Source organism: Aestuariibaculum suncheonense, from assembly GCF_014596935.1.
GTDB lineage: Bacteria > Bacteroidota > Bacteroidia > Flavobacteriales > Flavobacteriaceae > Aestuariibaculum > Aestuariibaculum suncheonense.
Genome location: NZ_JACVXC010000002.1, coordinates 493,777 through 516,468 on the forward strand (window position 1 = coordinate 493,777; position 22,692 = coordinate 516,468).

21 protein-coding genes are annotated in these 22,692 nt (G+C 35.4%); 9 read left to right on the plus strand and 12 right to left on the minus strand.

The features are described 5' to 3' along the window. Positions 1 to 41: 41 nt before the first annotated feature. The 7 genes from ICJ84_RS07735 to ICJ84_RS07770 form a co-directional block, all read right to left on the minus strand. Positions 42 to 1,106, minus strand: a complete 1,065-nt coding sequence (locus ICJ84_RS07735) for an AMP-binding protein (RefSeq protein WP_188215797.1) — start codon at positions 1,104 to 1,106, stop codon at positions 42 to 44. Next, positions 1,090 to 2,067, minus strand: a complete 978-nt coding sequence (locus tag ICJ84_RS07740) for a CPBP family intramembrane glutamic endopeptidase (protein WP_188215798.1) — start codon at positions 2,065 to 2,067, stop codon at positions 1,090 to 1,092. Before ICJ84_RS07740 ends, ICJ84_RS07735 begins: the two co-directional genes overlap by 17 nt. Before the next feature lie 3 nt (positions 2,068 to 2,070). After that, on the minus strand, positions 2,071 to 3,108 hold the full coding sequence (locus tag ICJ84_RS07745; RefSeq protein ID WP_188215799.1) for an o-succinylbenzoate synthase: 1,038 nt from the start codon (positions 3,106 to 3,108) through the stop codon (positions 2,071 to 2,073). Continuing rightward, a complete protein-coding gene (locus ICJ84_RS07750; RefSeq protein WP_188215800.1) occupies positions 3,109 to 3,786 on the minus strand; it encodes a metal-dependent hydrolase in 678 nt (225 codons plus the stop codon). It abuts the gene before it with no gap. Positions 3,787 to 3,830: 44 nt separating this feature from the next. Further along, the gene (gene menA / locus ICJ84_RS07755; RefSeq protein ID WP_188215801.1) at positions 3,831 to 4,733 is read right to left on the minus strand and encodes a 1,4-dihydroxy-2-naphthoate octaprenyltransferase; all 903 of its coding nucleotides are present in this window, start codon (positions 4,731 to 4,733) and stop codon (positions 3,831 to 3,833) included. A gap of 1 nt (position 4,734) precedes the next feature. Beyond that, positions 4,735 to 5,574, minus strand: coding sequence for a 1,4-dihydroxy-2-naphthoyl-CoA synthase (locus tag ICJ84_RS07760; protein WP_188215802.1), 840 nt, complete (start codon positions 5,572 to 5,574; stop codon positions 4,735 to 4,737). A gap of 761 nt (positions 5,575 to 6,335) precedes the next feature. After that, positions 6,336 to 7,001, minus strand: a complete 666-nt coding sequence (locus tag ICJ84_RS07770; RefSeq protein WP_188215804.1) for a uracil-DNA glycosylase — start codon at positions 6,999 to 7,001, stop codon at positions 6,336 to 6,338. A gap of 90 nt (positions 7,002 to 7,091) precedes the next feature. Here ICJ84_RS07770 and ICJ84_RS07775 point away from each other — a divergent pair, with 90 nt between their 5' ends. Then, complete coding sequence (locus ICJ84_RS07775) at positions 7,092 to 8,585, plus strand: YfcC family protein (protein ID WP_188215805.1); 1,494 nt, start codon at positions 7,092 to 7,094, stop codon at positions 8,583 to 8,585. On the opposite strand, the gene holA is transcribed toward ICJ84_RS07775, so the two are convergent. Continuing rightward, the gene (gene holA, locus ICJ84_RS07780; protein ID WP_188215806.1) at positions 8,582 to 9,586 is read right to left on the minus strand and encodes a DNA polymerase III subunit delta; all 1,005 of its coding nucleotides are present in this window, start codon (positions 9,584 to 9,586) and stop codon (positions 8,582 to 8,584) included. The two genes, ICJ84_RS07775 and holA, sit on opposite strands and share 4 nt — an antisense overlap. A 103-nt stretch (positions 9,587 to 9,689) precedes the next feature. Here holA and ICJ84_RS07785 point away from each other — a divergent pair, with 103 nt between their 5' ends. The 5 genes from ICJ84_RS07785 to ICJ84_RS07805 all read left to right on the plus strand — a co-directional run bounded on the left by ICJ84_RS07785 (position 9,690) and on the right by ICJ84_RS07805 (position 14,080). After that, the gene (locus ICJ84_RS07785; RefSeq protein ID WP_188215807.1) at positions 9,690 to 10,136 is read left to right on the plus strand and encodes a type I restriction enzyme HsdR N-terminal domain-containing protein; all 447 of its coding nucleotides are present in this window, start codon (positions 9,690 to 9,692) and stop codon (positions 10,134 to 10,136) included. Continuing rightward, positions 10,133 to 11,128 carry a glycosyltransferase family 2 protein gene (locus ICJ84_RS07790; protein ID WP_188215808.1) on the plus strand — a complete coding sequence of 332 codons (996 nt, stop codon included), beginning with the start codon at positions 10,133 to 10,135 and terminating at the stop codon, positions 11,126 to 11,128. The genes ICJ84_RS07785 and ICJ84_RS07790 overlap by 4 nt, the downstream gene beginning before the upstream one ends. A gap of 88 nt (positions 11,129 to 11,216) precedes the next feature. Then, the gene (locus ICJ84_RS07795) at positions 11,217 to 12,056 is read left to right on the plus strand and encodes an OmpA/MotB family protein (protein ID WP_188215809.1); all 840 of its coding nucleotides are present in this window, start codon (positions 11,217 to 11,219) and stop codon (positions 12,054 to 12,056) included. A gap of 144 nt (positions 12,057 to 12,200) precedes the next feature. Next, complete coding sequence (locus ICJ84_RS07800) at positions 12,201 to 12,647, plus strand: SRPBCC domain-containing protein (RefSeq protein WP_188215810.1); 447 nt, start codon at positions 12,201 to 12,203, stop codon at positions 12,645 to 12,647. 50 nt (positions 12,648 to 12,697) lie between these two features. Continuing rightward, the gene (locus ICJ84_RS07805) at positions 12,698 to 14,080 is read left to right on the plus strand and encodes a sulfatase (protein WP_188215811.1); all 1,383 of its coding nucleotides are present in this window, start codon (positions 12,698 to 12,700) and stop codon (positions 14,078 to 14,080) included. 4 nt (positions 14,081 to 14,084) lie between these two features. On the opposite strand, the gene ICJ84_RS07810 is transcribed toward ICJ84_RS07805, so the two are convergent. Then, a complete protein-coding gene (locus ICJ84_RS07810) occupies positions 14,085 to 14,705 on the minus strand; it encodes an L-threonylcarbamoyladenylate synthase (protein WP_188215812.1) in 621 nt (206 codons plus the stop codon). 172 nt (positions 14,706 to 14,877) lie between these two features. Between ICJ84_RS07810 and ICJ84_RS07815 the strand changes: the two genes are divergently transcribed. Further along, a complete protein-coding gene (locus ICJ84_RS07815) occupies positions 14,878 to 15,714 on the plus strand; it encodes a hypothetical protein (RefSeq protein WP_188215813.1) in 837 nt (278 codons plus the stop codon). A gap of 59 nt (positions 15,715 to 15,773) precedes the next feature. On the opposite strand, the gene ICJ84_RS07820 is transcribed toward ICJ84_RS07815, so the two are convergent. Continuing rightward, positions 15,774 to 18,140: an ATP-dependent helicase gene (locus tag ICJ84_RS07820; protein WP_188215936.1), complete on the minus strand. Its 2,367-nt coding sequence runs from the start codon at positions 18,138 to 18,140 to the stop codon at positions 15,774 to 15,776. Between the two features lie 149 nt (positions 18,141 to 18,289). On the opposite strand from ICJ84_RS07820, the gene ICJ84_RS07825 reads away from it, so the two are divergent. Both ICJ84_RS07825 and ICJ84_RS07830 read left to right on the plus strand, forming a co-directional pair. After that, the gene (locus ICJ84_RS07825) at positions 18,290 to 19,837 is read left to right on the plus strand and encodes an FMN-binding glutamate synthase family protein (protein WP_188215814.1); all 1,548 of its coding nucleotides are present in this window, start codon (positions 18,290 to 18,292) and stop codon (positions 19,835 to 19,837) included. A gap of 17 nt (positions 19,838 to 19,854) precedes the next feature. Continuing rightward, positions 19,855 to 20,376 carry a DUF7935 family protein gene (locus ICJ84_RS07830; RefSeq protein ID WP_188215815.1) on the plus strand — a complete coding sequence of 174 codons (522 nt, stop codon included), beginning with the start codon at positions 19,855 to 19,857 and terminating at the stop codon, positions 20,374 to 20,376. Between the two features lie 509 nt (positions 20,377 to 20,885). Here ICJ84_RS07830 and ICJ84_RS07835 read toward each other — a convergent pair. Continuing rightward, the gene (locus ICJ84_RS07835) at positions 20,886 to 21,785 is read right to left on the minus strand and encodes a patatin-like phospholipase family protein (protein ID WP_188215816.1); all 900 of its coding nucleotides are present in this window, start codon (positions 21,783 to 21,785) and stop codon (positions 20,886 to 20,888) included. Positions 21,786 to 21,788: 3 nt separating this feature from the next. After that, complete coding sequence (locus ICJ84_RS07840) at positions 21,789 to 22,691, minus strand: patatin-like phospholipase family protein (protein WP_188215817.1); 903 nt, start codon at positions 22,689 to 22,691, stop codon at positions 21,789 to 21,791. Between the last annotated feature and the right edge of the window lies 1 nt (position 22,692).

Here is a 22,692-nt window from a genome sequence, read left to right on the forward strand (position 1 = left end):
CTTCTATTGGTATTACAAAATAGGTTCTTGTTACAAGAAACTTATTTTTTTATTATCTCCAATGTTTTTTTGCGCTGAATTTTTCCGGAAGTGGTTTCTACAAACTCCTTAACCATATAAACTGCTTTAGGTTTTTCAAACTTATCTAAATCTGAAAATACCTCGGAATTCAAATCGTTTGATTCACTTTCGACAACCAAAATAAGTTGTTCTCCCAATATATCGTTAGGCTCTGAAGCTATAAAAAATCGGCTGTTTATTTTATGTTGAAGTTTGGCCTCTATTTGCTCAGGAAAGAGCTTCACGCCTCCTGAATTTATCACATTATCGAAACGTCCTAACCACTCAAATTCCGATTCAGAATGGATTTTAACCATGTCGTTGGTAACAATTTTTCCCTGACATAACTTCGGCGCTTCTACCACTAAACAATCCCGTTCATCTTGTGAAATAGTCACTCCCGGTAAAACTTTAAAATTCGGTTTAGAAACTGATGTATTATTAATTGCTTTCAAAGCGATATGCGTTACCGTTTCCGTCATTCCGTAAGTTTCATAAACCTTAGTTTGCACCTGTTGAAGATTTGCTTTTAAACTACTTGAAGCCGGCGCACCTCCAACAATTATGGTTTTAATATGATCAATTGTATCTAATGCCTTTTCTAACTGCATGGGCACCATGGCACAAAAATCATATACTTTTTGGGTGTCAAATTGCAGTTTGGAAGCAGGTTCTACAATGTCAATTTCGAGACCTAAAATGATAGCTCTTACCAACATCATTTTACCGGCGATATAAGTCGCTGGCAAACACAATAAAGCTCTATCGCCCGGTTGTAACTTGAAAAAATCACCAGTAGCTAAAGCGGAATTTACCATAGCTTGCTTTGATAATTCAATGACTTTTGGCGTTCCTGTTGAACCGGATGTTCTAACTTTTATGGTTTCATTCTCATCCAACCATTGAAACAAAAAATTTCCGATTTCCTTTTCAAAAGGCTTGCCTTCTTTAACAAAATCGTAGGCTAATTCCTTTAGATATTCACTGGAATAGTGAAATCCATTTACTTTAAATTTAAGATGGATGTTTTTATATGTCGGTGTCACTTCCAATAGAATCTATAGCTGATGGTTCAACAATTGGATCTTCAACGGTTCCGAATAATTTTTCTTTCCAATTGGTCCATTTATAAATTTTAGATAGTATAAACAGAATGATAGGAAACACCACAAATACCGGCACAAAAATTTCGGACAGGCCTGCTTCCGAAGGATCGGACATATCTTTTAAAATAGAATGTGTTTGGAAAGCGGTCCAGTCGGCAGTGACTAAAAGTGCGGTAAACAAATTATTCGCCGCATGAAACCCTAAAGACAACTCCATACCTTCGTCCATCAAAGTCATAATTCCTAAAAACAATCCAGTTCCAATATAATACACCATAATCATAGGACCTAATTTATCTACTTCTGGGTTGGCTATGTGCAACAGCCCGAAAACTACTGAAGTAATTATTAAAGGCACCCATTTGTTCTTTACCACCACACCTATACCTTGCATTAAATAGCCTCTGAATAAATACTCTTCGAAACTGGTTTGTAAAGGCACAAAAATTATAGCGATAACACTAAGAATCACAAAAGGCACTAACTTAAAATTAATCTCGTAATTCTCTGGCGCCATGTAATAATCTGCTAAAACCATTCCGCTTGAAATGACACCCCAAAAAAAGAATATAAACCAAAACCGTTTCCAGTCGATTTGCTTTCTTGACGTTGTTAACTGGGTAAACGATTGTTTATGCAGGTATTTTACAACCACTAATAAAGCTATCAAGCCTACCGCAAAAGACAATAGCATCAGGAATAAATTGAGATTTGGTTCCAGATAGCTCATCATGTTGGATTGATTCAACTCCATCATATTTTCCCCTTCCATATTCATCTTAACTATTACCGTAACGGTAAATGGTATTTGTCCTAAAGTAACAGCAATAACCACAATAACCACCCCTACAATGTAGCGCCACCAATCGTGCAATGTGTTAAATGCCTGAGCTATATACATGCTTTATAAATTAAATTTCCAACTTAGTGTATTATTATATCGTAATGCCCCGTTAGTAACTTCTAAGGGCGAATCAAAATTATTGGTAAACAAACCACCTGTTCCCAAACCTTGTGGCAACGGGCTTTGTTTTTGATAGGTGTACTGCGCAATGGCATTTAAGCCAATATTACTTTCGAGCGCACTGGTTATCCACCACCCTATATTTTGGTTTTCGGCGATTGAAATCCATTCGTCACTGCCCTTAAATCCTCCGACCAAACTCGGTTTTAAAATAATATATTGTGGTTTTATGGCTTGAAGTAATGCTTTTCTATCAGATAGATGAAATACTCCGATTAACTCTTCGTCTAAAGCAATTGGCAATGGGTTTCCTTCACAAAGTCTTGCCATATCTTCAATCTGGCCTTGTTTAATAGGTTGTTCGATAGAATGCAGCTCTAATTCGGATAACATTTTTAGTTTCTCTAAAGCTTCGGAAGGTAAAAATGCTCCGTTAGCATCCACACGCAACTCGATATCTTGAGCAGAAAACTCTTTTCTGATAGATTTTAGCAAATCGATTTCAGACTGAAAATCAATCGCCCCGATTTTCATTTTAATACAGGAAAATCCAGCTTTGAGTTTGTCTTCAATCTGTTGCTTCATAAACGCCTCTGAACCCATCCAGATTAATCCATTTATAGCAATAGGAGCTTGTTCACGAGTAAACTTAGATGGAAATAAATCAAATCCATCCTGACTTTTCAAAGATTTGAAAGCCGTTTCTAAACCAAACTGAATACTCGGGTATTCAGTAAGTGTTTCTAATAAACACTCTAATCCTAAATGTATGTTTTCACAGGTCCATATTAGCTTATCTTCATAATCAGGTTTATCATCAGCCGATAAACCTCGAAACACACCACATTCACCAATGCCTTTTTTTCCGTTGTGGTTTAAAATAAGAAACCAAGTTTCCTTGGTTCTTAACACACCTCTGGATGTACCAGAGGCCTGCTTAAAATTTAAAACATATTTTTTATATGATGCACTTATCATCTATAACTCTATGCTTTCACCAATTTCTAACAACATTAAATCTTTGTCGTTATCGAAAAACTTGCGTTTCGCTTCTTCGTGATCAATTTCTATATAACCAAACGTATCGAAATGATAACCTAACACTTTATCGCACTCTACAAAATCACTAGCAGCAATAGCGTCATCAATCCCCATGGTAAAATTATCTCCAATTGGAAGAATAGCCAAATCTAGTTTGGTACGCATTGGAATGAGCTGCATGTCGTAAGTTAGAGCTGTATCTCCCGCGATATAAACATTTTTACGTTCGCCTTCAATTACAAAACCTCCAGGTTGACCGCCGTAAGTACCGTCTGGAAATGATGACGAGTGTAAGGCGACCACATACTTAACGGTTCCGAATTCAAAATCCCAGTGACCACCGTGGTTCATAGGGTGTGCTTCAAATCCTTTATTTTGATAATAGGTTGCAATTTCGGCATTCGAAATAATAACCGCATTGGTGCGTTTTGCAATGGCTTCAACATCTAAAATATGATCTTGATGTGCATGCGTTACCAGAATATAATCTGCTTTTAGTTCGTCTATATTAATATGCGATGCTTTTAGGTTCGCCGAAATAAATGGGTCTACAAGAATGTTAACATCATTAACTTCGATTCCTAAACTAGCGTGACCGTAAAATGTAATTTTCATCTTATAATTATCTTAAAAATTGAACAAGGAAAAATACGAAAAATCTATAACAAATGTCCTATCCCCATAAGAACGGCTAACAACACGGTTGTTAAAGCAACTTTCTTCAACTCCGGATCCAGTAATTTTGAATCTTTGTTGGTAACTATGGTTTTAATATGAAGAAATAAAGGAATATAGGCTACAAAAAATATCAAGTTAAATATGGACGTGTAATATAAAATTCCGAATAAGGCTGATAAAACAATAGCCCCTCCAACTAGAAATAATTGATACTTTTTGGCATTGGCTATTCCTAATTTAACCGCTAAAGTAATTTTATTTGATTTAACATCAGATTCGATATCACGCATGTTATTCAAATTTAAAACCGCTGCGCTTAACATTCCAACCGTAATCGCTGGCAAAAATACCACGTGATCAATAGTTTTGGCATATAATACATAACAACCGATAACGCTAATTAAACCAAAAAATATGAACACATATACATCACCAAGACCTTTGTACCCATAAGCGTTATTCCCTACCGTATATTTAATTGCAGCAATGACACTGGAAATTCCTAATACAAAGAATAACAAGGTTAGCAGGAAATGATTTACGCCAAACGATACGAAAATTAAAAAAAACGCCAAGCCTATAGAGATAAGTACATTCAATTTAATTGCATTAAACATTTGCTCCGGTGAAATTTCACCGGATTGAATGGCGCGATCCGGTCCTACTCTATCCAAATTATCGGTTCCCTTGACACCGTCGCCATAATCGTTAGCCAAGTTTGAAAGAATTTGAAAACTTAAAGTGGTTAGAATAGCTAGAGTAAATATCAATCCGTTAAAATACCCATTATAAGCCGCCAAACAAGAAGCTAAAATAATTCCGGAAATAGATAAAGGCAGCGTTCTTAAACGCATCGCTGAAATCCAAACTGAAATATTCTTCATATTATGGAATCCATTTTTTAGCAAAATTAGGCTTGCGCTTTTCCAAGAAGGCATTTCTACCTTCAATAGCTTCATCTGTCATATAGGCTAAACGTGTTGCTTCACCTGCAAATACCTGCTGACCAACCATACCATCATCGGTTAAATTCATTGCGAACTTTAACATTTTAATAGACGTTGGTGATTTTGCTAATATTTCCTGAGCCCATTCGTAGGCTGTAGCTTCTAATTCATCATGTGGAATAACGGCATTAACCATACCCATTTCATAAGCTTCCTGAGCAGAATAATTGCGTCCTAAAAAGAAAATTTCCCTTGCTTTTTTCTGTCCGACCATCTTCGCTAAATATGCAGAACCGTAACCTCCGTCAAAACTAGTTACATCAGCATCGGTTTGCTTAAAAATAGCGTGTTCTTTACTTGCTAAAGTTAAATCGCAAACCACATGTAAACTGTGTCCGCCACCAACAGCCCAACCCGGAACCACGGCAATAACAGCTTTCGGCATGAAACGTATTAATCGCTGAACTTCTAAAATATTTAATCGGTGATACCCATCTTCACCAACATAACCTTGATGCCCTCTGGCTTTTTGATCACCACCTGAGCAGAAACTCCAGATACCATCTTTCGTTGAAGGCCCCTCTGCTGATAATAACACTACTCCAATATTTACATCTTCGTTAGCATCATAAAAAGCATCATATAATTCACTGGTTGTTTTTGGTCTAAATGCATTGCGTACATTTGGTCTATTAAAGGCAATTCGGGCAACGCCGTTACATTTTTTATAGGTTATATCCTCGTATTCTTTAGCAACTTTCCAATCTATTTGCTCCATCATTTTATATTTTAGCCAAAAATAAATTATATTTCATTAATACCCTTATTTCATTTTTAAAAATAACCTTTGGATTTATAAATTGCATTTCTTCAATTACCCTAAAAAACACTAACCTACTGCTAATCAATCGAAAAACATAATTAATTCCATATCAAGCAATATAATTCATCAAAAAAACGACAATATCACCTACATTTTTATGTAAGAATAAAAAACAATTAAAAACATTTTTTTCTACAGATTAACCTTATTAGTAAGAAAGCATTAAAAAATCCTCAATAAAAACAAAAAATAATAAAAATATTAACAGTAAATTCTGAATATCAAAATAAGTAGAACCACGTATTGGTTTGTAGTCCTTTAATGAGTAAATTTGCTCTAGTTTAACAATTAACGATTAAGTAACACTCTTTAACTCTGTTTTACTTATCTTGTCGTTAATCCAAACCACGTGCCTATGTTAGTGACTATTACTCTTTGTATTGCTGCCCTTGTATTTGTGAATTTTTTACTTTTAAAATTTAGTTGCAACAAAACCCCAAAGTCTTCTAAAGTGAACAAAATGCCCGTTATCATTAGATCTGAAATTTCTATCGGTCAAGATCAGGTATTATCTCCAACAGGTAGTTAAGTAATTTAAATTGTTAGAGCAACTTTAAGAGTGTTTTACAAAAGAAATCAAACTGTAACTTTTATAACTGATTATGAAAATTACAGTTTTTTTTAGGCTTTAATTTCAACACTTGTTCACTTAAAACTCACCAATTTATAGAAGTCTTACCTAAGGAATTTAAAATTGCATTGGTTTGACTAAAGTGTCTATTACCAAACCAAAATCCTCTATTAGCACTTAAGGGTGACGGATGTCCGCTGATTAATACGGAATGTTTTTCCCCATCTATCAGCTTTACTTTCTTTTTCGCATAACCACCCCAAAGTAAAAACACAACTTCCTCCTTTTGCTCACTAATGGTTTTTATAACTTCATCGGTAAAAACCTCCCAGCCTTTCCTTTGATGACTACCGGCTTCATGCGCCCTAACGGTTAAAGTTGCATTTATCAAAAGCACCCCTTGATCTGCCCAGCGTTCCAAATTTCCACTTTCTGGATATAATATTCCTAAATCGGATTCAATTTCTTTAAAAATATTAACCAATGATGGTGGATGCTTCACCCCATCATTTACCGAAAAACACAATCCATTAGCCTGGCCATCATCATGATAAGGATCCTGCCCGATAATAACCACCTTAACCTCTTCAAAAGGACAATGATTAAAAGCATTAAAAATTTGATCCTTTGGCGGAAAACAGGTTTCTGTATTATACTCCTCTTCCACAAAATCCATCAAAGCTTTAAAATAGGGCTTCTCAAATTCGGTTCGCAAGTAAGGTTTCCAGCTATCGTGCAACTGTAGATTCATAAATTGATTTTAAAATGCAAATAAAATAATACTATCTTTAATCCTGATAAATTTACCGGTTAAAAAATCACTTTTCACTAAACATATCTAATGAAAAAACTAAAATTTCCAACTGCGCAAACCATCTTACTACTCATTGCGGCCTTAGTTGCTGGCTTAACCTGGTTAGTACCATCTGGAGAATTTGACACCTTATCATACAATAAATCGGAAAATATTTTCACAAAAACCAGTTTAGGTCAAACTACAAATTTACCAGCTACACAACAAACCTTAGATGGATTAGAAGTAAAAATCCCTTTGGAAAAATTCACCAATGAGGACATCTGGAAACCTATTGGAATCCCGAATACTTACAAAGAAGTTCCTTCCTCACCACAGGGTTTGGAGGCTTTTATTAAATCGCCAATTAAGGGAATTATTGAAGCATCCGATATTATTTTTCTGGTTTTATTCATCGGCGGATTAATAGGCATTATGAATTTCACTGGTGCTTTTGATGCCGGCATAAATTGGTTGGCCCATGCTCTAAAAGGTAAAGAGTTCCTCTTAATCATTATTGTAACCACACTTATTGCTATTGGCGGAACTACTTTTGGACTTGCAGAAGAAACTATCGCCTTTTACCCCATTTTAATCCCAATTTTTCTCGCTGCAAATTATGATGCCTTGGTTGCCTTAGCCTGTATTTATTTAGGTACATCTATTGGAACTATGTGTTCAACCGTTAATCCTTTTAGTGTGATTATTGCTTCAGATGCTGCTGGAATTAGCTGGACAACTGGATTAACAGGACGTTTTATTATTCTTGTTTTAGGAACACTCATTTGTATACTGTATATCATCAGATATGCGCAACGCGTAAAAAAAGCCCCTTCAAAATCTATCATTTTCGATCAGAAAGCATCTATTGAAAAACTATTTGGCAACACCACGAATGCCACCGTTGTTTTAACAAGACGACTTCGCCTTATGTTGTTTGTTTTTACCATGTGTTTTGTCATTATGATTTACGGCGTATCTAATTTAGGTTGGTGGTTTATAGAAATGACCGCCGTGTTTTTTGTTGGAGCGGTAATTATTGGCATTCTTGGGAAAATTAATGAAGCAACTTTTGTAGATACTTTTGTGAAAGGCGCCAGCGACTTGCTTGGCGTTGCTTTAATTATAGGAATCGCCAGAGGCATCACTGTTCTTATGGATGACGGACAAATTAGTGATACTATGTTAAATTATGCAAGCACAGCAACAAACGGCATGAATAAAGGCCTTTTTGTAAATGCGCTACTTTATATTTTTGGCGGATTATCGTTCTTTATCTCTTCATCTTCAGGAATGGCGGTATTAACCATGCCTATTATTTCACCTTTAGCTGATGGTGTTGGTATTGGAAGAGAATTAGTCGTAAATGCTTATCAGTATGGCATGGGTCTTTTTGCATTCATCAATCCTACCGGATTAATATTACCCTCTTTAGCGATTGTAAAAGTAGGCTATGATAAATGGCTGAAATTTGTAATACCCCTAGTTATCATTCTAACCGTATTTATAATGATAGCCTTAACTATAGCTGTCTATATTTAACCCAGAATTTTAACTAAAAGTTCTTTTAGTAAATCGCCTTGCGAAACCGCATTAGCACCAACTCCCTTGCTTTTCACATCGAACTCGCGTAACGTTGAAACAACCGAACTCACCTGACGCATCGGAAAATTCCTAGCTGCTGTAACGTAGTCATTCACAAAATACGGGTTGACTTTTAATGCCGCTGCCACATTTCTTGGCGATTTATCGCTTAATCCGTGATAATGCAGTAACTGCGAAAAGAAGCTAAACAACAAAGACACCGTCATCACCATAGGATTATCCTTAGGATTATCACCAAAGTATTTCACAATACGATGCGCTTTCACTACATCGCGTTCACCAATGGCCTTTCTTAACTCGAAATTATTGAAATCTTTACTTATCCCAATATTCTCTTCAATATGTTCTGGTGTAATCTGACTTCCATCAGGTAGAATAATTTTTAACTTTTCCAATTCGTTATTAATCTTACTCAAATCGGTTCCTAAAAACTCAACCAGCATTTGAGCAGCCTTAGGCTCTATGCTATATTTTTGAGAGGCTAGTACGCGTCTAATCCAATCGGCTACCTGATTTTCGTAAAGCTTTTTACTTTCGTAAATCACTCCGGTTGTCTTCAGCGTTTTGTAAAGGGATTTGCGCTTATCAATGGTTTTATATTTATAATTCATCACCAACACGGTTGATGGCTGCGGATTTTTAGCATAATCTGCCAACTTTTCAATCGAACGCGATAAATCCTGCGCTTCCTTAACAATCACCACCTGATATTCGGCCATCATAGGATAACGTTTGGCATTACTTACAATATCTTCAATAGTAATATCTCGACCGTAAAGTACCATTTGATTAAAGCCGCGTTCTTCTTCAGCTAAAACATTATCTTCAATAAAATCTGAAATTCTATCAATATAATACGGCTCTTCACCCATTAAAAAATAGATAGGTTTCAGTTTACCATTTTTAATATCGGTTACTAATTGTTTTACTTCGTCCAAAATTGAAAAAATCCAAAATTATAAACACTAAACTCCAAAAACAGGCTTGGTAATTTGGTATTTGATTAATGTACATTAACTTTGAAATTATAAAAGAACAGCATTGCAAGACCTTAATTTTCCAAAGTTTTCGTTTCGATTCAAAAGTAGCGAAAATAAAATTTCTATATTCGATTGTATTCGTAAAAAGTTTGTGGTTTTACAGCCTGAAGAATGGGTAAGACAACACTGCCTTATGTATTTAATGGAAGTAAAAGGCTACCCGAAATCGTTAATAAACATTGAAAAAGAACTCATAGTTAACGACTTAAAAAAACGTTACGATATTGTTATTTTTAATCCAGACGGAAGCATTCACCTTATAGTGGAATGCAAAGCGCCTTCGGTTACTATAAATCAGCAAACGTTCGATCAAATTGCGCAATACAATCAAGTACTTAATGCTACGTATTTAATGGTAACCAATGGTTTAAATCATTATTATTGTCAAATGGATTTTGTAAATGAACGTTACGATTTTTTAAAAGATATCCCTGATTACAGCGCATGAAACTAGCTATTGTTATATTAAACTGGAACGGAAAAGCCTTATTAGAACAGTTTATACCCTCGGTTATAAACTACTCTAAGGAAGCCGATATTTATTTAGCTGATAACGCTTCAACCGATGATTCTATTCATTTCGTAACAAAACATTTCCCTGATGTTAAGATTGTAAAAAACAAAGAAAACGGCGGGTATGCTAAAGGCTATAACGATGCTTTAAAACACATTAAAGCCGATGTATTCTGTCTTTTAAATAGTGATATTGAAGTTACCGAAAACTGGTTACCAACTATAATTGACACATTCCATGCAGAACCAAATACGGCAATTATTCAACCTAAAATATTAGACTATAAAGACAAAATCCGTTTTGAATATGCAGGAGCTGCCGGTGGATTTATTGATAAATATGGTTACCCGTATTGCCGAGGTAGAATATTTGACACCATTGAAACTGATGAAGGTCAATACAATGACACTTCAGAAATCTTCTGGGCCTCTGGCGCCTGTTTGTTTATAAGACGAAACGTTTTCGATATGTTAAATGGCTTTGACGAGGCCTTTTTTGCGCACATGGAAGAAATTGATTTGTGTTGGCGTGCTAAAAATTCGGGGCATACCATTAAATATGTTGGCACATCAACAGTTTATCATGTGGGTGGTGCCACTTTAAATACGCTGAATCCTAAAAAAACCTATCTTAATTTCAGAAACAGCTTATACACCTTAACTAAAAATGCTACTGGGCCCTTATTTCCAAAAATTTTCATCAGATTGGTTTTAGATGGCATTGCTGGCATAAAATTTGTTATCGAAATTAAACCAAAGCATACTTTTGCAGTCCTAAAAGCACATTTCAGTTTTTACGGCCACTTAAGAACGCTATTGAAACAACGTAAACAAATTAAAAACAAAACGAAATATTACCATCGAACATCTATAGTGTTCGATTATTTCGTAAATAGTAGAAAACACTTCAAAAATCTGGAAAAATAGTTGATAAAAGTTTTATTAAAATTGTTAAATCGGCTGTTTTTTACATATTTTTGTGGTAATAACTTAAAATATTAATCCTTAAATAATTATGAGAAAAGTCCTATTATTTGGCGCTTCTACGATGCTTGTGCTAAGTTCATGTGTATCCAAAAAACAATTTACAGATCTTGAAGCAAAATACAAAGAATCTCAAGATTTACTAAATTCTGCAACCGTAAAATTAAATTCTTGTTTAGAAGAAAGAGCTTCTGCTTCAGCTAGAGCAAAAGCATTAGAAGAGCAAGTATCAGATTTAAGAAACTATAACGAAAACTTACAGGTTTTATCTGCTAAAGGTGCTTCTAACATTGAAAAAACTTTAGAGAGCATGAAAGAGAAAGACATGAAAATCACTCGTTTACAAGATGCTCTTACTAAGAAAGACAGTGTAACATTAGCCCTTGTGACTAGTTTAAAACGCGAAGTTGGAATTAACGATCCAGACATCGAGGTAAATGTTGAAAAAGGTGTGGTTTACATCTCTATCGCTGATAAATTATTATTCAAGAGCGGTAGCTACAACGTAACTTCTCAAGCTAAAGATGTATTAGCAAAAGTTGCTAAAGTAGTAAACAGCAAACCAGATTTCGAATGTATGGTTGAAGGTCACACTGATAATGTACCTTATAAAAGCAACGGTGTAATCTTAGACAACTGGGATTTAAGTGTTAAACGTGCGACTTCTGTAGTTAGAGTTTTAGAAGACTTAGGTGTTAATCCAAGCCAACTTGTTGCTGCAGGACGTGCTGATTACGTGCCATTAGTAGAAAACAACACTGCTGAAAACAGAGCTAGAAACCGTCGTACTCGTATTTTAGTATTACCTAAAATCGATCAATTCTACGATATGATTGAAAAAGAAATGAAAAACTTAGAAGCTGGTAACTAATTAGAATTCTAGTATAACATTTAAAAGCCCGACCATTTGGTCGGGCTTTTTTTGCTCTTATAACTAGTCCCTAATCTTATACTCCTTTTTTAAATCTCATTAATTTTATTATATTGAACAACTAAACCAAACATTATCAACAACATGCCAACTAAAAACAATAAAGAGATTTATAATGAACGTTTAATTGAATCGTCAATTGAAAACGTTTATCATGCTTTTTCAAATCCTGACCAATTAAAAGAATGGTGGGGCCCTGAAGATTTTACAAATACAATTCATGAATTTGACTTACGTCCAGGGGGAAAATGGTTGCTCACTATGCATGGACCCAATAATATAAACTATGAAAATGCATCGGTTTTTAAAACAATTAAACCACTTCAGTTAGTCTCTTGGAGCAGACTTACTAAGCCAATTTTCGATATGGAAATTGAATTTCAAAAAGTAAGTGACTATGAAACTCAAATATCGTTCAGGATGATTTTTGAATCTGCTTCCGACTGTGAAAAAATCAGAGCATTTGTCGGTCCAAAAAATGAAGAAAACTTTGATCGATTGGAAAAAGAACTTTCAAAAGTTAAGGTATAGTATTACTTTTATTCCCTTATAACATAGCTATTGCTTTTGAATCGCCTTTAATGAAACCAATCCTATTCATCTTTACAATAATTTCATTTAGTATAACTTTTGCGCAAAACAACCAAAATAATAAACCTAATATTTTATTGATTAACGTTGATGATTTAGGCTGGAAAGATGTTGGTTTTATGGGTAGTGCATATTACAACACGCCAAATATCGATAGTCTTGCTAATCAGGGTATGGTTTTCTCCAATGGCTATGCTGCTTCTTCAAACTGTGCTCCGAGTCGGGCCTGTTTAATGACTGGTAAATGGACACCAAGGCACGGCATTTATACTGTTGACAATTCTGAAAGAGGGAAATCCAAAGATCGAAAAATCATTCCAACTCCAAATACAAAAACATTATCCAAAGACCACACTATCATCCCTCAGGTTTTAAGTAAAAATGGTTATTCTACCTGCCATGCCGGCAAATGGCATTTAAGCGATAATCCTTTAGAATTTGGTTTTCAGGTAAATATTGGTGGCGGCCACAACGGACATCCAAAAAACTATTATCCACCTTATATAAATGTAAATATCTCAAAAGGAAACAACGAACATCTTACCGATTTAATTACCGAACACGCCATTACTTATATAGATACAATAAGCAAACCATTCTTTTTATATTACGCAACTTACGCGGTACACACCCCTATTCAAGCCATTGACAGCTTAATGTATAAATACGAAAATAAGGTTTTCTGGCAAGGACAAAACAATGCTAAATACGCTACGATGATTGAAAATCTGGATAGAAATATTGGCTTAATAGTTACTAAACTCAAAGAAAAGGGTATTTTCAAGAATACTTTTATTGTTTTCACCTCTGATAACGGAGGCGTTTACGGCATCACACAACAAAAACCATTAAGAGCGGGGAAAGGCAGTTATTATGAAGGCGGAATACGCGAACCCTTCTTTTTTGTGTGGCAAGACCAGATTAAAAGTCATACTCAAAGTGATATCCCAATTACTAATTTAGACCTATTTCCTACACTCCTAAATGTTGCACAAATTCGGGATACATATCCCCTTGACGGAAACAATCTATTACCGGTTTTACAAAACCAAAAACAAGATTTAAAACGAAAACTATATTGGCATTTTCCTATTTATCTGGAAGCCTATCAAAAGAATGACAATGAAAACAGAGATGTGCTATTCAGAACACGTCCAGGATCTGTAATAAGAGATGGAAAATGGAAATTACATTATTATTTTGAAAATAATGACATAGAACTTTTTAACCTTGATAAAGATATTAGTGAACAATATAATTTGGCTTTAGAACACACTAAACAAGCTAAAAAGATGGTAAAGCAACTTAAAAAATGGTGGAAAAAAACAAACGCTCCCATACCAACAACCATCAATCCAGAATATAAAGACTAAAGCATTACAAAACATCTAAACTCCCTTTACCCTCTCTAACAATAATTACCGGATCTTCAGACATATCGATAACCGTCGACGGATTGTTATCTCCGTAACCACCATCTATAACGATATCGACCAGATTGTCCCATTTTTCAAGGATTAGCTCCGGATCTGTGGTATATTCAATAACCTCATCTTCATCGCGTATAGAAGTTGAAATGATTGGATGTCCCAATTTCTTGACAATTTCTAATGCAATTTTATTGTTTGGCACACGAATACCAACGGTTTTTTTCTTCTTAAACGGATGTGGTAAATTTTTAGAACCTGGCAAAATAAAAGTGTAAGGACCAGGAAGTGCTCGTTTCAATACTTTAAATGTCGATGTTTCTATCTGTTTCACATAATCACTCAAATGACTTAAATCATGACAAATAAAAGAGAAATTAGATTTTTCTAACTTCACCTGCTTAATACGAGCTACTTTTTCTAAAGCTTTAATATTACTAATATCGCAGCCCAAACCATAAACGGTATCGGTTGGATAAATAATAAGTCCGCCCCGTTTTAAAACCTCAACAACTTTTTCAATTGCTTTTGAGTTTGGGTTCTCTTCGTATATTTTAATAAACTCGGCCATAGGTACTGTATATTCACTTCAAGCAACAAGTTAACGACATTTTTTGAATTGTAAAACAATATTTTCACTTCAGCAAACCTATCGTTTTACATGAAATAAAAGTCCTACGATATATTTGTATTTCTACCCTATAATTACTAAATTTAAACTACTCATTTTCAATAACATAATCATGATTTTAAATTCAATTAATAGATTATTAGCACTTACTGTTAGTTTAATTGGTTTAATAGGCGTTGCGCAAGATACAATTAACAACAATTTTCCTTCTAAAACATACACCGGTCCACCCTTAAGTCAGGAATCAAAAGATTTTGCCAAAGATTTTTTTTATGAAAACTATAAGTTCAAAAGGCTCAATATGGTTGAAGGCACCCTAGACGACGCTTTACTTAAAGCTGAACAACAGGGAAAACACTTGTTTGTAATAACATCTTTTGGCAATCAAAAAAGATCTATAACCGATAACGCCTTTAGAGCATTAGATCTTAATAAAAGTCTTAATGAAGTTGACTTTGATGATTTTCTATTTTACGAATGTAATTTTTCAGACTATAGAAACAAATACCTATTTTGGGCTTTTAACAGCATTGGATTTCCAACAGGGTTCATTTTTTCAAAAGAAGGTCGATTAATAAATATTATTATTGGGGCGGATGATATTTCGAATGGATACACTCTTTTAGGGGGATTTACTTATGTTCAGAATAAACCATTTAACAATCGCCTAAACCTTCAAGGTGAAAATGCCATAAATTTCATTGACACCCAATTAAGTGCCTTTCAAACACTATTAGATCCAGAAAGCAAGACTGAGGATTATAACAAAGCTTACAATGCTGTCATAGATTCTTTTAATAAAGAACAATATTATTTTAACACCTTTCTCGCTGAACAGCTCAGTAAAAAATTAGGATTAAAAGACCAAGAATTGATCTATGCTTTAAAATTGAAGTCTTTAGAAACCGATCCTTACAACAAACAATTATATTATCTGCTTATAGAGTGACTAACTTAAAAAGCCTGTGTTAAAAACACAGGCTTTTTATTCTAATTTATTTTTTCTTACTACCCAATAACATCCAATTTAGCAAAACGCAATAGTAATTTTTTTACACCAACCTGTTGGAATTTTATTTCTGCTTTTACATCGGAGCCTACGCCTTCAATCTTCAAGACTTCTCCCTTACCGAAACGCATATGGTTAACAATATTTCCTGCAACCAGTTTACCGTCAAACAAATTAGCTTCCTGTCCTGAGGCACCTGACGACTCCACTCGGGTTAACTTTTTAGGTACTGTTGGCTGAAATTTAGGCTGTTCCTTTGCTGGACTTCCCTTTTTCAGTTCCACTTGTTTTGCTGGTTTAAAACGAATATTGTTACTGGACACAACATTGCGTTTGGTATTCGGACTCACATCTCCAAAAATATCAGCATCTAGCATCGGGTTGATACGGCGTTCTTCTATTGGTGTGGTAATATCTAAATACTGCTCATCGATTTCTGATATGAAACGGCTAGGATCGGCATCCACTAGCTTACCCCAACGGTATCTTGATAGCGCATAAGTTAAATACGCTTGCTTTTCTGCTCGTGTTAAGGCCACATAAAACAAACGGCGCTCTTCTTCCAATTCGCTTCGTGTATTCATACTCATAGCACTTGGGAATAAATCTTCCTCTAATCCCACTATAAACACATGCGGAAACTCTAATCCTTTCGCCAGGTGAATCGTCATTAATGCCACATGATCAACATCTTCCTTATCAGAATCTAAATCACTCGACAACGCGACATCTTCTAAAAATTCTGCTAACGATGCCGTCGCATCAGCAACCTCTTTCTGACCTTCAACGAAATCCTTCATACCATTCAGTAACTCCTCGATATTTTCCATACGAGTCACCCCTTCTGGCGTAGCATCTTTCTTAAATTCTTTAATTAATCCACTGGTACGTGTGACGTGTTCGGCCAATTCAAACACATCGGCATTCTCATTCATCACCTGATAACTTTCTATCAAGGTTACAAAATCCTGTAGTTTTGATTTGGTTCCTGAGTTGATTTTTAACTCGGTTTTATCGATGTTCTTCATCACCTCAAAAATAGAACGCTTATAACCGTTAGCAGCAACTACCAATCGATCTACCGTTGTCGCTCCAATACCTCTCGGCGGGAAATTAATCACCCGTTTTAAAGCTTCTTCATCGGCAGGATTGATAATTAATCGTAAATATGAAATCACATCCTTAATTTCTTTACGCTGATAAAACGATAAGCCTCCATAAATTTTATAAGGAATATCACGCTTACGCAACGCATCCTCAATGGCTCTGGACTGCGCATTCGTTCTATATAAAACGGCAAAATCTTTATTTTCGAGCTGCTCATTCATTTTGGTTTCCCAAATGGTACTTGCCACAAAACGCCCTTCGTCGCCATCGGTTAACGAACGATTTACAACAATCTTACCACCTTCATCGTTCGCTGTCCAAACCACTTTATCCAGCTTAGTCTGGTTCTTATCAATAATGGAATTCGCGGCGTTGACAATATTTTTGGTCGAACGGTAATTCTGCTCTAAACGAAACAGTTTTACATTATCATAATCTTTCTGAAAGTTTAAAATGTTATTGATATTCGCACCACGGAAGGCATAAATACTCTGCGCATCATCTCCTACCACGCAAATATTCTGAAACTTGTCAGATAACGCACGAACAATTAAATACTGCGAATGGTTGGTATCCTGATACTCATCTACCAAAATGTATCTGAATCGGTTTTGGTATTTCATCAAAACTTCCGGAAAACGCGTTAACAGCTCGTTGGTTTTCAATAATAAATCATCAAAATCCATGGCACCTGCTTTAAAACAACGATCGACATATTCCTTGTAAATATCTCCCATTTTAGGGCGACGTGCCATAGCATCAGCCTCTTTTAATTCCGGATTTTGAAAATATGCGCGTACAGTAATCAAACTATTTTTATACGATGAAATTCTCGAACGCACTTGCTTAGTCTTGTAAATATCTTTATCCAGTCCCATTTCACGAATTATAGAACCGATTAATTTATCGGAATCCTGAGAATCGTAAATGGTAAAATTGGTCGGGTAACCTAATTTATCAGCTTCAATACGCAAAATCTTGGCAAAAATTGAGTGAAACGTCCCCATCCATAAATTTCTTGCTTCACTTTGTCCCACAATCGCCGCAATACGCTCTTTCATCTCACGAGCCGCCTTATTGGTAAAGGTTAACGACAAAATATTAAATGGGTCTATACCCTGACTCATTAAGTAGGCTATTCTGTAGGTTAACACACGTGTTTTACCAGACCCTGCACCTGCAATCACAATCATCGGTCCGTCTTTCTGAATGGTAGGTGCTAATTGCGCCTCGTTTAACTGACTTAAATACTTCTCCAAAATTAATTTCAATTTTAAGGGTTAAAATTAAACATTGCTAGCCGTTTAATTAAAAGGTTTTATTAATAATTATAAACAATTCTAATTGCCCGTAGCTTTTATTAAAATTTAAATATCTTTAGCTGAAATTCTGAAAATTTACACATTTTATGTTCGCATTTTTATCAACTATTACGTGGTGGGGTTGGATTTTAATTATACTTTTCCTCGTCGCTATTCGTGATATTTTTCTTCAAAAGGCTCACACCATTAGTCACAACTACCCTATTGTTGGTCACTTTAGATATATACTTGAAAAAATAGGCCCCGAATTACGTCAGTATTTGGTAGCTAACAACCGTGAAGAATTACCTTTTAACCGTATAGAACGCGGCTGGATTTATGCTTCGGCTAAAAAAGAAAACAACTACGAAGGATTTGGAACAGATAGAGATATTTACGCACATCAGCACATTTTTATCAATAATGCCATGATGCCTTTTAAGCCTTCTGAAAACCACCCGAACGAAATAGATAAAACCTTTTTACCCTGCGCCAAAGTCATGGGACTTCATAATAAACGCAAAAAACCGTTTCGTCCGGCCTCGGTTATTAATGTATCGGCGATGAGTTTTGGTTCACTTTCAGCTAAAGCAGTTGAATCTTTAAATAAAGGCGTGAAAATGGCTGATGCTTACCACAATGCTGGTGAAGGTGGATTATCGCCTTACCATAGCTATGGCGGTGATGTTGTTTTCCATTTCGGAACGGGGTATTTTGGAGTTCGCAATGAAGATGGAACATTTTCTTTAGACAAATTAGTCAAACTTGTTGAAGAGAATCCGTTTATTCGTGCTATTGAAGTGAAACTTTCTCAAGGCGCAAAACCGGGTAAAGGCGGTGTCTTACCTGCGTCAAAAATCACGAAAGAAATCGCAGAAATCCGTCATGTGGAATTAGGCAAAGATGTGATATCTCCTCCCAATCATTCAGCCTTCTCAAATGTTCCTGAAATGGTTGATTTTATTGAAAAAATCGCCGAAGCTACCGGTTTACCAGTGGGAATTAAAGCTGCTATTGGTAAACTGGAACAATGGGAAGAACTAGCTAACATCATGCAAAAAACAGGTAAAGGCCCTGATTTTATTACCGTTGATGGTGGTGAAGGCGGCACCGGTGCAGCACCTCCTAGTTTTGCTGATCATGTTTCATTACCTTGGGTTTATGGATTTAGTGATTTATACAAACTCTTTCAGCGGAAAGGCTTAACCGAACGCATCGTCTTTATTGGCAGTGGTAAATTAGGTTTTCCTGCTAAAGCAGCTATGGCTTTTTCTATGGGTGCCGACTGTATTAATGTGGCTCGTGAAGCCATGATGAGTATTGGATGTATTCAGGCACAGGTTTGCCATACCAATCGTTGTCCGAGTGGTGTAGCCACTCAAAGTAAATGGCTACAAGGTGGTATTGACCCGACGTTGAAATCAGCTCGGCTAGCTCAGTATTTTAAAACCTTTAGAAAGGAATTTATTGAAATTACACATGCAGCAGGTTACGAACACCCGTGCCAATTTAAAATGAGTGATATTGAAATTAATGTAGATGATCATAACCTTTCTAAAGAATTAGACAAAACATACAGGTATGAAAAAACACCTGTACCATTTAACAATATGCAGGATTTAAAAGATTGTATATATTTGGGAGGGAATAAATAAACTTAACACGACTTTTTATGGATTCGTCAAGAATTATCGATTTATTATTATTCGCTATTCCGTCTTTAATCACCGGACTTATAGCTTATTATTTTTTTAAAGAACACACAAAAAATGAAGATGGCCGCAGACGATTTTTACTTCATAAAGATCTACAGGTAAGCGCCTTGCCTTCTCGTTTACAAGCCTATGAACGTATGACCTTGTTTTTAGAGCGCATTGCGCCATCTAAACTTTTACTTAGAGTAGCTCCAACCTCTTCGGATAAGAACACCTATGAAAGCATGCTTATTCAAGCTATTGAATCGGAATTTGAGCATAACTTAGCACAACAAATTTATGTTAGCGAACAATGCTGGAGTATTATAAACACCGCAAAAAACGCCACCATTCAATTGATTAGAAAAGCAAGTTTACTTGAAAAAACCGATACCGCCGACAAATTACGCGAAGTGGTACTCACCGAAATGTTAGAGCGCCGTGCCCCAAGCGATTTAGCCCTTTCATTTATTAAAGATGAAGTTAGTAAAATCTGGTAACGGTTGAAAATTTAAAAAAACTTAAAAAGACAGCAGATTGCTGTCTTTTTTGTTTCTGAATGACACTCTTTAATCATATTCAATCAAAGTTGGTTCTACTTTAATATTTACCATACCATCCTTTGATATTTCAATTATATTAAATTCAATGTTTCTATTTTTCGAATTAGAATACCCTAAAAAAGGTAACAACTTTATCATTGAATCTATTGAAATCACATTCAAATTATCAATCTCTTTCTCTTCTATTTTAGTTCTTTTTAAAGGCTTAAAAAACACAGATTCTGAGGAATTAATTGATAAACCATAATAATTTTCTCCATTTTTATTCTTGACTATCTTTCTGGGATAGCTAATTTAAAATCCATCATTGAATTTCTTTTCAGATTGAATCTTTTCAATATCAAAAGTGATGTAAATATTTTCATTAGATCTTTCAGAACAAGAAATCATAATAAATGAAAAAATGACTAATATTTTTAACCTCTTAATCATCGATTTCTAATTGTTCATTTTGAAACCTCAGCCCCCATATGTTTTTGTTTGGCATATTCAAAACCGTCTTCCCACCATTTGGTCATTAATCGCTTACTGAATATTAAGGAGTTTTCGGTGAGCTGTGTTGGCGTATAATATAAATTAAGCTTAACGTCGCGATGTTTTGCGGCGAGTTTACCAATAGCAATATCTGCCTTTTCTACCTGATCCAACAAATGCCCAAACAGGTTAATCATCAACGAAAACGGGTTTTTCCCCAGGACTTTATTATACTCTAAATTTTCACTTTCCAACACAATAGCATCAACTTCGGTGGCCCCACGAAGAATAGCCTCACGAATAGGAATTACACAACCTAGTCCCCCATCGGCATACTCAAAGCCATCACGTTTTACCAACGACATAAACGGAATGTAGTTACAGGAAATCCAGATCCAATCACAAAATTCTTCGTAACTAAAATCGTTAATCGATTTATACTCTACGCGATTTTTAGACAGATTCGATACCGTAACCACCACATCTTCCTTAGTTTCTCGAATTAAATTAAATTCCTCTTCGGTAAAGTGCTTTTTTATGTGCTTTCGTAAATTTTTACTTTCTCCAAAGGTTCGTTTGCGCTTAATAAATTGTAAAATAGAATTAAAATAATTGATAGACACATATTCCCTATCGCCTTTTTTATGTTGCACAAAAGGATTGATACTAAAAATTGTACTTTGCTTTACGTTAGTGAAAATATCATATAATTTACCAATATTATTCGTTGCCAAATGTGGCACCAGTAAGCTTCCGGTTGATGTACCGAGAAACATATCGTATTCTTTATTTTGCTGCTCTATTAAATACTGCGCTACGCCACCCGCAAACGCACCTTTACTTCCCCCTCCGGAAATCACTAATGCCTTCATATATTAATCTTCTAATGCGCTTACTTGTTTGTTTTTAAACTTAGCGAAATTATAACCACTTTCCCACCACTTGGTCATTTTTTCTTTATTAAAGATTAATGAATTGGTGGTTAAAACGGTTGGCGCATAATAAAAATTAATAATAGCATTGTTATGATTGGCCACGTGCTTACCTATTTTTATGTTTTGCGATTCGATTCTATCGAGCATAAATGTGAACATATTGGTCATTAATGAAAAGGGGTTTTTTGAAGGCATCCGATTATAGAGTGTTGTTTCGGTTTGCAAAATAATAGCATCAACTTCGGTGGCTCCGCGGTTTATAGCTTCCTCGATAGGCACCATATTTCCTAAACCGCCATCGGCATACTCGCAGCCGTGCTTTTTAACTAAAGTCATAAATGGTGTGTAATTACTGGAAATCCAAATCCACTCGCAAAAGGCTTCGTAATCGAATTCCTGAATGCTCTTATACTCCACTTGATTCAATGAAATATTAGATACAGTAACTACTATATCTTTCCCTGACTGTTTCAAAGCTTCAAAATCTTCAGGTGTTAAGGTTCGTTTTATAAGATCTTTTAAATGATAACTTTCTCCGAAAGTCTTACTCCCTCGAAGCATATTTAAAAGCACATTAATATGGTTTATCGCAATATTCTGACTACCGTGTCTTTGTTTCACCACAAACGGACAGACACTAAAAATATCACTATTGGTGACATTCGTATACACATGCTTGATGCGATCAATTTCCTTTAAAGCCAGATGAGACACCAGTAAACTACCGGTTGATGTACCAATATAAATCTGATAATCGCGCTTCATTTCCTCAATAAGATACTGCGCTACACCTCCGGCGAATGCCCCTTTACTACCACCTCCTGAAATTACTAACGCTCTCATC

Bases quoted from the DNA above. Each gene is read 5' to 3' on its own strand.
- ICJ84_RS07840 (WP_188215817.1), bottom strand. From the start codon at position 22,691: ATGAGAGCGTTAGTAATTTCAGGAGGTGGTAGTAAAGGGGCATTCGCC.
- ICJ84_RS07760 (WP_188215802.1), bottom strand. From the start codon at position 5,574: ATGGAGCAAATAGATTGGAAAGTTGCTAAAGAATACGAGGATATAACC.
- ICJ84_RS07750 (WP_188215800.1), bottom strand. From the start codon at position 3,786: ATGAAAATTACATTTTACGGTCACGCTAGTTTAGGAATCGAAGTTAAT.
- ICJ84_RS07795 (WP_188215809.1), top strand. From the start codon at position 11,217: ATGAGAAAAGTCCTATTATTTGGCGCTTCTACGATGCTTGTGCTAAGT.
- ICJ84_RS07770 (WP_188215804.1), bottom strand. From the start codon at position 7,001: ATGAATCTACAGTTGCACGATAGCTGGAAACCTTACTTGCGAACCGAA.
- menA (WP_188215801.1), bottom strand. From the start codon at position 4,733: ATGAAGAATATTTCAGTTTGGATTTCAGCGATGCGTTTAAGAACGCTG.
- ICJ84_RS07815 (WP_188215813.1), top strand. From the start codon at position 14,878: ATGATTTTAAATTCAATTAATAGATTATTAGCACTTACTGTTAGTTTA.
- ICJ84_RS07740 (WP_188215798.1), bottom strand. From the start codon at position 2,067: ATGTATATAGCTCAGGCATTTAACACATTGCACGATTGGTGGCGCTAC.
- ICJ84_RS07805 (WP_188215811.1), top strand. From the start codon at position 12,698: ATGAAACCAATCCTATTCATCTTTACAATAATTTCATTTAGTATAACT.
- ICJ84_RS07790 (WP_188215808.1), top strand. From the start codon at position 10,133: ATGAAACTAGCTATTGTTATATTAAACTGGAACGGAAAAGCCTTATTA.
- ICJ84_RS07810 (WP_188215812.1), bottom strand. From the start codon at position 14,705: ATGGCCGAGTTTATTAAAATATACGAAGAGAACCCAAACTCAAAAGCA.
- ICJ84_RS07835 (WP_188215816.1), bottom strand. From the start codon at position 21,785: ATGAAGGCATTAGTGATTTCCGGAGGGGGAAGTAAAGGTGCGTTTGCG.
- ICJ84_RS07825 (WP_188215814.1), top strand. From the start codon at position 18,290: ATGTTCGCATTTTTATCAACTATTACGTGGTGGGGTTGGATTTTAATT.
- ICJ84_RS07830 (WP_188215815.1), top strand. From the start codon at position 19,855: ATGGATTCGTCAAGAATTATCGATTTATTATTATTCGCTATTCCGTCT.
- ICJ84_RS07745 (WP_188215799.1), bottom strand. From the start codon at position 3,108: ATGATAAGTGCATCATATAAAAAATATGTTTTAAATTTTAAGCAGGCC.
- ICJ84_RS07800 (WP_188215810.1), top strand. From the start codon at position 12,201: ATGCCAACTAAAAACAATAAAGAGATTTATAATGAACGTTTAATTGAA.
- ICJ84_RS07775 (WP_188215805.1), top strand. From the start codon at position 7,092: ATGAAAAAACTAAAATTTCCAACTGCGCAAACCATCTTACTACTCATT.